14 protein-coding genes are annotated in these 12,741 nt (G+C 66.4%); 13 read left to right on the top strand and 1 reads right to left on the bottom strand.

Annotated features, from left to right (window positions below):
- Nucleotides 1–65: 65 nt before the first annotated feature.
- The 13 genes from F4U95_RS08030 (at nucleotide 66) to F4U95_RS07970 (ending at nucleotide 12,172) form a co-directional block, all read left to right on the top strand.
- Entirely contained in the window at nucleotides 66–923 is an 858-nt protein-coding gene (locus tag F4U95_RS08030; RefSeq protein WP_150425281.1) for a type II secretion system protein N, read from the top strand.
- Nucleotides 920–3,127, top strand: coding sequence for a type II secretion system secretin GspD (gspD, locus tag F4U95_RS08025; protein WP_150425280.1), 2,208 nt, complete (start codon nucleotides 920–922; stop codon nucleotides 3,125–3,127). The genes F4U95_RS08030 and gspD overlap by 4 nt, the downstream gene beginning before the upstream one ends.
- Nucleotides 3,124–4,662, top strand: a complete 1,539-nt coding sequence (gene gspE / locus F4U95_RS08020; protein ID WP_172598765.1) for a type II secretion system ATPase GspE — start codon at nucleotides 3,124–3,126, stop codon at nucleotides 4,660–4,662. Before gspD ends, gspE begins: the two co-directional genes overlap by 4 nt.
- Nucleotides 4,655–5,872, top strand: coding sequence for a type II secretion system inner membrane protein GspF (gspF, locus tag F4U95_RS08015; protein WP_150425279.1), 1,218 nt, complete (start codon nucleotides 4,655–4,657; stop codon nucleotides 5,870–5,872). The genes gspE and gspF overlap by 8 nt, the downstream gene beginning before the upstream one ends.
- A gap of 11 nt (nucleotides 5,873–5,883) precedes the next feature.
- Nucleotides 5,884–6,447: a type II secretion system major pseudopilin GspG gene (gspG, locus tag F4U95_RS08010; RefSeq protein WP_425505049.1), complete on the top strand. Its 564-nt coding sequence runs from the start codon at nucleotides 5,884–5,886 to the stop codon at nucleotides 6,445–6,447.
- 115 nt (nucleotides 6,448–6,562) lie between these two features.
- Nucleotides 6,563–7,012, top strand: coding sequence for a GspH/FimT family pseudopilin (locus tag F4U95_RS08005; protein ID WP_281347231.1), 450 nt, complete (start codon nucleotides 6,563–6,565; stop codon nucleotides 7,010–7,012).
- On the top strand, nucleotides 7,005–7,376 hold the full coding sequence (gspI, locus tag F4U95_RS08000) for a type II secretion system minor pseudopilin GspI (RefSeq protein ID WP_281347230.1): 372 nt from the start codon (nucleotides 7,005–7,007) through the stop codon (nucleotides 7,374–7,376). Before F4U95_RS08005 ends, gspI begins: the two co-directional genes overlap by 8 nt.
- A 32-nt stretch (nucleotides 7,377–7,408) precedes the next feature.
- Entirely contained in the window at nucleotides 7,409–8,119 is a 711-nt protein-coding gene (gspJ, locus tag F4U95_RS07995; protein ID WP_425505048.1) for a type II secretion system minor pseudopilin GspJ, read from the top strand.
- Complete coding sequence (gspK, locus tag F4U95_RS07990; RefSeq protein ID WP_150425277.1) at nucleotides 8,112–9,101, top strand: type II secretion system minor pseudopilin GspK; 990 nt, start codon at nucleotides 8,112–8,114, stop codon at nucleotides 9,099–9,101. Before gspJ ends, gspK begins: the two co-directional genes overlap by 8 nt.
- Nucleotides 9,098–10,216 (top strand): type II secretion system protein GspL, encoded by a 1,119-nt coding sequence (gene gspL / locus F4U95_RS07985; protein ID WP_150425276.1) that lies wholly within the window; start codon nucleotides 9,098–9,100, stop codon nucleotides 10,214–10,216. Before gspK ends, gspL begins: the two co-directional genes overlap by 4 nt.
- Entirely contained in the window at nucleotides 10,213–10,701 is a 489-nt protein-coding gene (gene gspM / locus F4U95_RS07980; protein WP_150425275.1) for a type II secretion system protein GspM, read from the top strand. The genes gspL and gspM overlap by 4 nt, the downstream gene beginning before the upstream one ends.
- On the top strand, nucleotides 10,698–11,420 hold the full coding sequence (gspN, locus tag F4U95_RS07975) for a type II secretion system protein N (RefSeq protein WP_150425274.1): 723 nt from the start codon (nucleotides 10,698–10,700) through the stop codon (nucleotides 11,418–11,420). The genes gspM and gspN overlap by 4 nt, the downstream gene beginning before the upstream one ends.
- Nucleotides 11,420–12,172, top strand: a complete 753-nt coding sequence (locus F4U95_RS07970) for a prepilin peptidase (RefSeq protein WP_150425273.1) — start codon at nucleotides 11,420–11,422, stop codon at nucleotides 12,170–12,172. Before gspN ends, F4U95_RS07970 begins: the two co-directional genes overlap by 1 nt.
- Nucleotides 12,173–12,238: 66 nt before the next feature.
- On the opposite strand, the gene F4U95_RS07965 is transcribed toward F4U95_RS07970, so the two are convergent.
- On the bottom strand, nucleotides 12,239–12,741 hold a 503-nt coding region (locus F4U95_RS07965), incomplete at its 5' end, for an electron transfer flavoprotein subunit alpha/FixB family protein (protein ID WP_211363958.1).

The raw sequence follows: 12,741 nt of genomic DNA, 5'->3' as shown, positions 1-12,741 counted from the left end.
ATTCTGGAGTAAGATCACCCGCCTAGCTGGCCCCTAGGGAATAAACGGGGGCGTGCTTCACCATCATGCGTGTGCCATTTGGCGATAGGATGCGCGGTTTCAGGCGCGAACGGTCGGTATCGCTTCCGGCGATCGACTGGCTGGCGCTGCTCGAAAAGCTGCTGCTGGTGGTGCTGGCGCTGCAACTTGTGCGCCTTGTCTGGGCCGTGGTGGTGCCGGTCGGCAGCTTTGGCCCGTGGGAAGGGCGGCAGGCGCAGACGCTGTCTCTCGCCGCACGTCAGGCGCTCTTCGCCAGCTTCGACCCCTTTTTTCGCAGCGGTGCGCCGCAACAGGCCGGCAGCGGTGTCGTCACCTCGCTGGCGCTGACCCTTTACGGCATACGGCTGAATGAAGGGTCAGGGCTGGGCTCGGCCATCATCGCTTCGCCCGACGGGGTGCAGAACAGCTTCGCCGTGGGGGATGAGGTCATGCCGGGCGTGGTTTTGAAAGCCGTGGCCTTCGACCATGTCACGATCGACCGGGGCGGGGCGGAAGAGCAGATTTTCCTCGACCAGTCGACCCCGGCGCCCGAAGCGGAACCTGCTCCGGCGAGCGGCGAGGGTTGGCAGAGCGCCGCGCCACCGCCGCCCGCGCCGCCCGGTGCCGGCCCTACCGTCGACAGCCTGAAGCGCGACATCGGCTTTGCCCCGCGTTTGCAGAATGGCCGCGTCACCGGCCTTGCCGTGCTGTCCAAGGGGCCGGGCTTTGCCGGCGTGGGCTTCAAGCCTGGCGATATCGTCAGCCAGATCAATGGTCAGCCGATCGGATCGGCCGGCGATCTTCAGACCCTTCAGAACCAGATCGCGCCCGGCGCGCGCCTCTCCCTGACCGTCGAGCGCGGCGCCGCCGTCGCATCGGTCAACATCATAGTGCAAGGCCAATGACCCGCAAACTCCTCCTCTCCGCAGCCACCGCGCTCGCCCTTGCCACGCCGATCGCTGCACCTGTCATGGCGCAGCAGACGCTGAACGTGCGCGATGCCGATATCCGCGCCTTCATTCAAGATGCAGCGCGGGTAACCGGCCGCACCTTCATCATCGACAATAAGGTGCAGGGGAAAGTGTCGGTCGTGACCGACCGGCCGCTCAGCCGATCCGAATATTTCGAGATCGTGCTGTCGACCCTGCGCGCCAATGGTCTGGTCGCGGTGCCGGCACCGGGCGGCGCCTATCGCATCCAGCCGGCCGATGGCGCGGCCGGCCAGCCCAGCAGCGTCGGCCGTGCGGCCAATCGCAACAGCTTCGTCACCGAAGTCTTCCGCCTGCGTTCGATCGATGCGGCAAGCGCGCTGGAAACGCTGCGCCCGCTGGTCAGCAAGGAAGGCTCCGTCACCGCCAACCGCGCCGGCAACAGCGTGGTCGTGGCCGACTATGCCGACAATATCGCCCGCATCCGTCAGGTGATCGCCCGCATCGACCGCGATACGGCTGCGACGCAGATGGTGATGCTGAAAAATGCCGGCGCGCGCGAAATCGCGACGTCGTTGCAGGCGTTGGTGGCCAGCGGCGGCGGCGAGAATGCCGCGCCTTCGGCCGCCACCGTAGTGCCGATCGACAGCAGCAATGCGGTCGCGATCCGGGGTGACGCCAATACCGTCGCCCGGCTGGTGGCGATGGCGCGACAGTTGGACCAGCAGGCGGCAAGCGGCACGGAAATCCGCGTCTACTGGCTGGAACATGCCGATGCCGAAAAGCTGTTGCCGGTGTTGCAGCAGCTTGTGGGCCAATCGACCAGCCAGCCGGTGACGGCCTCCACCCCGGCGGCTAGCGGCGCGGCGCCTGCGTCCCAGGCGGCGGCGCCGGTGGCGGCAGCGTCCTCCTCTTCGTCGTCCAGCGGCGGCGGGATATCCACGCGCGGCCCGGCGATCGTCACCCGCTATGAAGGCGCCAACGCCATCATCGTGGCGGCCAATAGCGACGTGCAGCGGATGCTGGGCGAAACCATCCGTCAGGTCGATACCCGCCGCGAACAGGTGCTGGTCGAAGCCATCATTGTGGAGATCAGCGATGCGGCGGCCAAGAAGCTGGGCGTGCAATTCCTGATCGGCAGCACGAAGACGGGCTTTGCAGCGACCAATTACAGCAATGCTTCGCCCAATCTGCTAACGCTGGCCGGTGCCTATGGCGCAAACCAGCTGGGGACCACCAAGACGACGGTGGTGGCGGCGGACGGGACGATCACGACCACCGAAACGCGCGAGAACGGCGATCTGGCCAGCAGCTTGCAGGAAGCGGCGATTAGCAGCCTGCAAAGCGCGACCGGGATCATCGGTGGCCTTGGCACGCAGATCGGCAAGAACGGTATCTTCGGCGCGATCATCAATGCGGTGAAGTCCGACACGGAAAGCAATCTGCTGTCCACGCCATCGGTGATGACGCTGGACAATCAGAAGGCGTCGATCCTGGTCGGGCAGCAGGTGCCCGTCACCACCGGCGAGGCGCTGAGCCAGAATTTTGACAATCAGTTCCGCACCGTCCAGCGGCAGGATGTCGGCATAAAGCTGGAGGTGAAGCCGCAGATCAATACCGGCGGCGCGATCAAGCTGTTCCTGAAACAGGAAGTGTCGAGCGTTGCCGGGCCGGTCAGCAATTCCAGCAGCGACCTCATCATCAACAAGCGTGAGATCGAGACGACCGTCACCGTGGACGATGGCGAGATCCTCGCGCTGGGCGGTTTGCTGGACGATAATGAGCGCAAGACGATCGAGCGCATTCCGCTGCTGTCCGACATTCCGGGGCTGGGCGAGCTATTCAAATCGCGCAGCCGCAGCCGGTCCAAGACCAATTTGATGGTCTTCATCCGCCCGACCATCCTGCGCACCAAGGAAGACGCGCAGCGGCTGACGCAACAGCGCTATGGCTATGTGCGCGGCATGCAGTTGCAGCGCAATCCCGACATGGAGCCGACCATCGACGAACTGGTGCGCGACTATATGGGCGCGACCCCGCCGGTCGCGGCGCAGCCGGGCGATGCCGTGGTTCAGCCCGATGCGGGCGCCGCGCCGTCACAGGTTATCGAACCCAGCGTCCGCCAGTCGAGAGGCGTGGTGCGACCTGTCGAGATACCGGCAAGCGGAGAGAAGAAGTGAGCGATCAGTCGCAAGCTGTTGAATTTCCTTCGGCGCCATCGCGGCCGATCGACATTCCCTATGTCTTCGCGCGCAAACATGGCGTGGTCATGCTGCCGGTGGAGGGCGATCGGCTGACCATCGCCGTGCGCGAGGGCAGTGATCCGCGCATCCTGCTGGAAGTACGACGCCATCTGGCGCGCAGCTTCGACGTCATCTTCGTCGCGCCGGGCGAGTTCGATCGGCATCTGTCCAACCATTATGCGATGGAAGGCAGCGCGGCAGCCATGGCCGGATCGCTGGAGGTCGGCGCGGACGAGCTGGATATTCTGGCCGCCGACATTCCGACCGCCGACGATCTGCTCGACAGCGCGGACGACGCGCCGGCGATCCGCCTGATCAACGGCATCATTGCCGAAGCCGCGCGGCAGGGCGTGTCGGACATTCATATCGAACCTTATGAAACCGGCCTGATCGTGCGCATGCGCGTGGATGGCGTCTTGCGCGAAACGCTGCGCATGCCGCCCCACGTCGCGCCGGTGGTTGTCAGCCGCATCAAGGTGATGGCGCGGCTGGACATCGCCGAACGGCGCGTGCCGCAGGATGGGCGCATCGGCCTGACGCTGGGCGGCAAACTGCTCGACGTGCGTGTGTCGACCCTGCCGAGCCGGGCAGGCGAGCGGGTGGTGCTGCGCATATTGGACAAGGAAAATGCCGGTATCACGCTCGACCTGCTGGGCATGACCGGTACCCCCGATCGCATCTTCCGCGAAGGGCTGAGCGAACCGAATGGCATCATCCTGGTCACCGGGCCGACCGGGTCGGGAAAGACGACGACGCTGTATGCGGGCCTACGCCAGTTGAACGATGGGTCGCGCAATATCCTGACCGTCGAAGATCCGGTCGAATATGCGATGGAGGGCGTGGGCCAGACGCAGGTCAATGCCAAGGTCGGACTGACCTTCGCGGCGGGCCTGCGCGCGATCCTGCGGCAAGATCCCGACGTCGTCATGGTCGGCGAAATCCGCGATCGCGAGACGGCGGAGATAGCGGTGCAGGCATCGCTGACCGGGCATCTCGTCCTGTCCACGGTCCACACCAATGATGCGGTCGGCGCGATCACCCGTATGCGCGACATGCGGGTCGAACCCTTCCTGCTCGCCTCCACGCTGCGCGCGGTCATCGCCCAGCGCCTCGTCCGGCGCCTTTGCCAGAGCTGCCGTGAGCCGGTGCAGGCGGACAAGTCGGCCAGCGCGCTGCTGGGCTTCGATCCGGGCACCATCATCTATCGGGCCCGCGGCTGCGACGCGTGTAACGGCTCCGGCTATAAGGGCCGGATCGGCGTGTTCGAGGCGATCCGGGTGGACGATACCATCCGCCGCCTCATCAACGACGGCGGCGACGAATCGCTGATCGCGCGTCACGCCTTCCTGAATGCACCGAACCTGGGGTCCGCCGCGCGGGCGCTGGTGCGCGATGGGCAGACTACGGCGGAAGAAGCGATCCGCGTGTCGCGCCGCGATTCGGTCGAGGCGGAAACCATCGCCGATGGCTGATTTCGACTATAGCGTCATCGACCCCGCAGGTCGGGAACGCAGCGGCAGCATGAAGGCCGCCACGATTGAGGACGCGCGCGCCAAACTGGATGCGCGCAAGCTGTTCATCGTGCGGATCGAGCCGGGTGCGGTCGAAACGGCGCGCAAGCGGGCGGGCCTGTCACTCCGCACGCCGCGCCTGTCGGCCAAGGAATTGACGCTTTTCACCCGCCAGTTGTCCACGCTGATCCAGGTCAGTCCGCTCGAAGAATCGCTGCGTACCATCGGCAAGCAGAGCGAGCAGGATCATGTCCGCGCGATCGTGGGCAAGGTGCATGGCGGCGTCCTGGAAGGGCGGCGGCTGGCCGACGCGCTGGGCGCCGAACCCAAAAGCTTCCCGCCGCTCTTTCGCGCGATGATTTCGGCCGGCGAAAGCTCAGGCAGCCTGCCCACCATCATGGAACGGCTTTCCGACCTGATGGAACGGCAGGCGGTGATGCGGTCCAAGGTGCTGACGGCGATCGCCTATCCGTCCGTGCTGGCGACCTTCGCCATATTCGTGGTCGCGGCGCTGATGATCTTCGTCGTGCCCAAGGTGGTGGAGCAGTTCGACACGGTGGGGCAGGAATTGCCGCTGCTCACCCGCATAGTGATGGGCGTTTCCGCCTTCCTGGCCGCTTATTGGTGGCTTCTGCTGATCCTGATGGCGCTGGGAGGCGTGGGCTTCTGGCGCGCGATGAAGGTGGATCGCTTTCGCTATCGCTTCGACGCCATGCTGCTTGGCTTGCCCTTGCTGGGCCGGCTGATCCGGGATCTGCATGCGGCACGGATGGCGCGGACCCTGTCGACCATGATCGCCAGCCGCCTGCCGCTGATGGAGGGCCTGTCGCTGACCGCCAACACCGTCCACAACCGGGTGCTGCGCAAGGCGTCGGACGAGATTGTCGAAGCGATCCGGGGCGGTGGCAGCCTGTCGGCCGCGCTGCGGCGGGCTGGCGTGTTTCCGCCGCTGCTGGTCTATCTGGCGGCCAGTGGCGAAAGTGCCGGGCGTCTCGACACGATGCTGGAGCGCGCCGCCGACTATCTGGAACGCGAATTCGACAGCTTCACCTCCGCCGCGCTGGCGATGCTGGAGCCGATCATCATCATATTGATGGGCGGCATCGTCGCCGTCATCATCCTGTCCATCCTGCTGCCGATCTTGCAGCTGCAAAGCCTCACCGGGGCTTGAAGGAGTTGAATATGAAGCAATTTTCTATCCGCACCCTGTTCCCCGGCGAAGGCCGGGGTTCAGATGACGCAGAACAGCGTCAAGGCCCTTGGGCCCCGGCCTGCGCCGGGGCGCGCTCATCATCTGATGAGCGCGGATTTACGCCCTTGAGGCGTTCCGCCGAAAACGGCTTTACGCTGGTCGAACTGATGGTCGTGATCGTCATCATAGGCCTGCTGGCGACGATCGTGGCGATCAACGTGATCCCGGCAACCGACACGGCGCGGGTCGAGAAGGCGAAGGCGGACATCGCGACGATCGAGCAGGCGCTGGAGCAATATCGGCTAGACAATCTGACCTATCCGGCCGGGTCGGACGGGTTGCAGGCATTGCTGAACCCGCCGGCGTCGCTGGCACAGCCGCAGCGTTATCGTCGCGGCGGTTATATCAAGAAGCTGCCCGACGATCCGTGGGGTCGCGCCTATCTCTACACCGTGCCGGGCCGCAAGGGCGCGTTCGACATCAGTTCGCTGGGCGCGGACGGCCAGCCTGGCGGCGAGAGCGAAAATGCGGATATCTATTCCAGCGAGCTTTGACAAACTGTTCCCCGGCGAAGGCCGGGGTCCAGAGAGGCGTGCGCGGCGTCTGATCCACTGGGCCCCGGCCTACGCCGGGGCGCGCTCGCGTGCCGACGAGCGCGGCTTCACGCCCTTGAGGCGTTCCGCCGAAAACGGCTTCACGTTGGTCGAGCTGATGGTCGTGCTGACGATCATCGGCTTCATTTCAGCTGCCGTCGTGCTGGCCATTCCCGATCCGCGCGGGCGCGTGATCGAAGATGCCGACCGCTTTGCCGCGCGCGTTGCCGCCGCGCGCGACGAAGCGGTCGTGACCGCGCGCCCCATGGGTCTGTGGGTGTCGGCGTCCGGCTACGGCTTTCAGCGCCGCGAAGGTGGCCAGTGGACACCGCTGGAGGACAAGCCCTTCGCCACCGCCAACTGGAAGGGCGGCACCCGCGCGCTAGTGGGCAAGGATGGGCGCCAGCAAATCGCCTTCGACGGTACCGGCCTGCCCACCGATCCCCTGACCGTGACGCTCGCCCGCGAAGGCGAGCGCGTATCCGTGACCGTCGATATGGCGGGGAAGGTCTTGGTCGGTGGGTAAGGGTCGGGAAACGGAGCGAGGCTTCACGCTGCTGGAAATGCTCGTGGCGCTGGCGGTGTTCAGCCTGGCCGCGCTGGCGCTGGTGCGGTTGCAGGGGGTGACGCTGCGCACCGCCGCCGACCTCGACAGCAAGGCGCTGGGCCAGATCGTGGCGCGCAACCTGATGGCGGAGGTGCAGAGCGATCCCGTGCCGCCTTCCATCGGTGACGAGGATGGCGATGTCGATAATGGCGGTCGTCGCTGGCACTGGAGCCGCACCGTCAAGCCGACCAACGATCAACGGCTGTTGCAGGTCGACCTGACCGTGGATGGCCAGCCCGGCGCTTCACCGGTTGTGCTGAGTTTCGTGCGGGTGGTCGAATGATGGCGCATTCCCAACATCCGTTCGGTTCGAGCTTGTCGAGAACCGTTGCGCGCTCACCCGTTCTCGACAGGCTCGAACCGAACGGCGATGGGGGTGAACACGGCTTCACATCTCTTGAGCGCTCCGCCCAACAGGGCTTCACGCTGATCGAGCTGCTTGTGGCCCTCATGATCTTCGCGATGCTCGCCAGTGCCGGCGTGTTGCTGCTGGGCAACAGCGTGTCCGCGCAGGCGCAGGTGAAGGCGCGGCTGGACGATATGGCGGCGGTGCAGCGGGCCGGCGGCGCGCTGGCCGGCGATCTGGGGCAGGCGGTGCCGCGCATCACCCGGACGGAGGCCGGCACGCTCGCCCCCGCATTCTGGGCACATGATGGCGGAGAAGCCACGCCGGTCATGCAGTTCGTGCGGGGTGGGTGGGACAATCTGGGCGATCTGCCGCGGCCTTCGCTTCAGAAAGTCGAATATTGGGTGCGGCAGGGGCGGTTGGAACGGCGCACCTATGCGCAACTGGACGGCGCAGCGGGCGACGAACCGGCGGCCTTGCTCGACAATGTCGAAACGGTCGTGCTGCGCTTTCGTGACGCACAGGGCAAATGGCAGGAGGCCTGGACCCCAAGCCAGCCGGACCTGATGCCCCGCGCGGTCGAGATGATCGTGACGCGCTCTGGCGAGCCGCCGATCATGCTGCGCTTCCTGGTCGCGCCCGGTCCGGCGGAGAAGCTGGAGGGGGCGGCCGGTGCCTGATCCCAGCAAGGATAGCGAACGAGGCGCGGCGTTGCTGACGGTCCTGCTGCTGGTGGCGGTGATGGCCGTGGTGGCCGCGACCGCGCTGGAGCGGCTGGCGCTGGCGACCCGCATGACCGGCAATGGCGGCGCGGTGGATCAGGGGCGGGCCTATGCCGATGCCGGCATGGAGATGGCACGACTGCGCATCGCCGATCTGACCGCATCCAATCCGGCGAAGATCACGCTGGCGGGCGGTTGGATGGGCACGCCGCAATCCATCCCGGTGCCCGGTGGCGTGGCGATCGCGCGGGTGACCGATGGCGGCAATTGCTTCAACCTCAACAGCGTCGTCAGCGGCGAGACGGAGGCAAACCTGAAGGTCCGCCCGATCGGCGTCTTGCAGTTTCAGGGCCTGCTGGAGGCATTGGGCGTGGACGCGCGACAGGCGCAGGTCGCCGCCGCCAGCCTGGCCGACTGGATCGACACGGACAGCGTGCCGCAGCCCGGCGGTGCGGAAGACGAGACTTATGCGGCGATGGAGCGGCCCTATCGCGCCGCCAACCGCATGATGGTGGACGCCAGCGAATTGCGGGCGGTCAGTGGCATCAGCCCGGCCATCTATGATCTGGCGAAACCGTGGATTTGCGCGCTGCCGGTCACGACTCTGTCGCAGATCAACATCAATACGCTGCTGCCGCAGCAGGCACCCTTGTTCGCCATGTTGCTGCCGGGGCAATTGAGCGTGGCACAGGCGCGGCAACTGCTGGCGCAGCGGCCGGCGGACGGCTACGGCAGCACGGTGCAGTTCTGGGCGATGCCTTCGCTGGCTGGCTTGTCGCCGGACGCGGAGGTGGGCGCGCAGGTTAAATTGACGACTGGATTTTTCGGAGTGGACGTTTCGGTGGATGTCGGGGGAACGCAGGTGGTGGAGCGGGCGCTGATCGACGCGCGGGAAAGCCCCGCGCGGCTGGTGCGGCGCAGCTGGGGCGCTGGGGCATGAGCAGTCGCGATGCGCTGATCGTCTTTCTGTCCGAGGCGGCAGAGGCTGCGCCGCGCTGGATGCGGGTCGTCGATGGTGTGCTGACCCAGTCAGGTGAAGGCGCCAACTGGCTGGCGGCCTGCGGTCTTGCCGCGCTGCCGGATCAGGCGCGCGTGCTGCTGGTGCCGCCCGCTGCGCTGGTGACGCTGCATTGGACGGCCCATCCCGACCTGCCGGCGCGGCAGGGGCGGGCGGCGGCGCGACTGGCGGCGCTGGCGGGCGGGCTGCTGCCGGCCGACCAGTTGTTTGCCGTTGCCGACGCGAATGAAGATCCGGCCCGGCCGCATATCATTGCCGTGGCGAGCCGCGCCGACATGCTGCATTGGGTGCTCTGGGCGCAGCATCACGGGCTGGACCCGGACATCATCGTGCCGGCCGCGCTACTGCTGCCCGAACCGGAGCAGGGCTTCACGCGCGGCTTGATCGGTGGTGAGACGGTATTGCGCGGTATCGACATGGCGTTGACCGGCGATATGGCGATGCCTGAACTGATCGCGGAAGCGCCCATCGTCGATGGGACGCCGGGGCTGATCGAAGGACGGGCGATCGCGGCGCTCGATACGCCGCCGCTCGACTTGCGGCAGGGCGATTTTGCCAAGCGGGTACGGCGCGCGATGGATGGCCAGACGTTGGGCCGCATCATGCTGTGGAGCGCACTGATCCTGGTCGCCAGCCTGATGATCGCGCTGATCGGTGTCGCCAAACAGCATATGGAAGCCAATCGACTGGACGATGAAAGTCTGGCGCAGGCGCAGCAGGTGTTGCCGGGCGCGACCGACGCGACGCAGGCCTTGGCCGAGATGGAGGGCAAGCTGGCGGCGCGCGGGGCGGGCGGACGGGCCTTCACTGCGCCGGTCGCCGCTTTGCTGAGCGCGATGCAGGATGCGCCGGGCGTGGCGTTGACCAGCCTGTCGCGTGACCCGGATGGCATGGTGCGCGCCACGCTGGCGGCGGCCAAGGCGGACGACATCAATGTCGTGCTGCTGGCGTTGCAGGCGTCCGGCTTCACGATCACGGCGACGCCCTCGCAGGAGCCGGGCGGACGGACGCTGGCAGATATCACGGTGCGGTCATGATGGAACGGATAGCGACATATTGGTCGGAGCGGTCGCCCCGCGAACAATGGATGCTGGGCGTGATGTTCGCGCTGCTGGCTATCGTGCTGCTCTGGTTCGGGGTGGCGATGCCGCTCGATCGGGCGCAGCGATCCGCGCGCGAGACTTTGCTGGCGGCGACCGACCGTAATGCGGCGGTGCGAGTGGCGGTGAAGCAGTTGAAGACGCTTCCCCGCGAAGCCGCCACTACCGGTCCTGCCACGCCGATCGACCAGTTTGTCGGCCAGAGCGCGGGCGAAGCGGGGCTGACGCTGGAACGGGCGCAGGCGCAGGGTAGCGACCGGATGGACATCGCCATCGCCTCGGTCCGGCCGGTCGTGCTCTTCTCCTGGCTGGCGACGCTGGAGGCGCAGGACGTGCGGATCGACACGATGAGCGCGCGCCCATCCGCCACGGCGGGCAGCATATCGGTGCAGGCCGTGCTGGTGCGGGGGGCAGGGCAATGATGGGCCTTATCCTGTCGCGGCGGATGCGCATCGTCCTGCTCCTGGCGCTGCTCTTTGGCCTGTTGCTGTTTCTGCCGATGCGCGTGGCGCTGGGCGTGGCGGGGTTGGAGCGTCTGGGCGTCGCCGCTCGCGAGGTGCGCGGCAGCGTGTGGAGCGGGCGGATCGACCAGCTGATGTTGGGCAACATGCCGCTGGGCAGCGTGCGGGCGGGATTGTCCCCGGTGTCGCTGCTCATGGGTCGTGCCCGTTTCGATATTGCCCGGACCAAGGGGCTGGCGGACGATATCCGTGGTGCGCTGACGGTCGGTTTCGGTCGGATCGGCGTGGACGATGTGACTGGCGCGGTGCCGCTGGGTCGCACCTTCGCGCCGCTGCCGGTGGGCAGTCTGATGCTGGAGGATGTCAGCGCTTATTATAGCGGCGATCGCTGCGGCCATGCCGAAGGGCGGGTGCGGGCACGGATGGCCGGGCAGATGCCGGGCCTGAACCTCAGCCAAGGGCTTTCGGGCGTCGTGACCTGCGATGGCGATGCGCTGCTGCTGCCATTGGTCAGCCAGTCGGGCATGGAAAAGATCAGCCTGCGCATCTGGCGGTCTGGTCGCTATACGGCGGAAATGCGGGTAGAAACCGCCGATCCTGCGCTGTCGGCGACGTTGGGACAGGCCGGGTTCGCGTCGATCGGCGGCGGGCAGGTGCTGAAGGTCGAAGGCACATTGTGATGCAGCCGGTCGCGGCGCTGATCGGTGCAGCCCTTATCGGTGCGTTGGCCGGTGCGATCGCCGGCAGTTTTCTGAGCACGATCATATTGCGCTGGCCCCAGGGGCGCAGCGTCCTGCGTGGTCGTTCGGCCTGTGATGGGTGCGGCCGCAATTTAGGTGCCCGCGATCTGGTGCCATTGCTGAGCGCGGTTGTCCAACGCGGCCGGTGTCGCACCTGTGGCGCGCGGATCGACCCGCTGCATGGCCGAATGGAGGCGGCTTGCGCGATCATCGGCGCGCTGGCGATCGGTGGCTTGCCCGAGCTGGGCGGTGTCACCTGGGCCTTGCTTGGCTGGTTGCTGCTGACGCTGGCGATATTGGATTGGCGTCATTTCTGGTTGCCCGATGCGCTGACCCTGCCACTCGCCTTTCTGGGCCTAACCGTAGGAATTTGGGCGACGGATGTCAGCTTGCCCGATCGGGTCATCGGCGCGGCGATCGGTTATGGCGCGTTGCTGGCCATCGCGCTCAGCTATCGGGCGCTGCGCGGGCGGGACGGGTTGGGGCTGGGCGATGCGAAATTGCTGGGCGCTCTTGGCGCCTGGTTCGGCTGGCAGGCATTGCCGTTCATCCTGCTGATCGCGTCCATATTGGGGCTTGCGGTCATGCTGATCACCGGCCGCGCGAAACAGCGCACGGCTCGCGTGCCGCTTGGCAGCTTTCTGGCGCTGGCGGTCCTGCCCGCATGGATCATCGTCCTGCGCCTGTTTTGACCATGCACGTATAGGCCATGACCTGTGGGACGCTACTGCCCCACAGGATTGGATAGGTTTTGGCCGTTACAGTTTTTCGGTAAGCTCAGGCACGATCTTGAACAGATCGCCGACGAGGCCGATATCGGCGACCTGGAAGATCGGCGCATCCTCATCCTTGTTGATGGCGATGATGGTCTTGCTGTCCTTCATGCCCGCCAGATGCTGGATCGCGCCGGAAATGCCGACCGCGATATAGACTTCGGGCGCCACGATCTTGCCGGTCTGCCCGACCTGATAGTCGTTGGGCACATAGCCCGCATCGACCGCCGCACGGCTCGCACCCACCGCAGCGCCCAGCTTGTCGGCCAGCGGAAAGATGGTCGCTTCGAACGTCTCGCCATCCTTCAACGCCCGGCCGCCCGACACGATGATCTTGGCGCTGGTCAGTTCGGGCCGTTCCAGCTTGACGATCTCGGCGCCGACGAAGGACGACAGCCCCTTGTCGCCGGTCGAGGCCACGGCTTCCACCACGCCCGAACCGCCTTCGCTCGCCGCCTTCTCGAAAGCGGTGCCACGGACGGTGATGA

This window comes from Sphingobium limneticum (genome assembly GCF_008710165.1).
In the GTDB taxonomy this organism is placed as follows: domain Bacteria; phylum Pseudomonadota; class Alphaproteobacteria; order Sphingomonadales; family Sphingomonadaceae; genus Sphingobium; species Sphingobium limneticum.
Note: the sequence above shows the minus strand (reverse complement) of the source record. Positions and strands in the feature narration are given on the sequence as shown.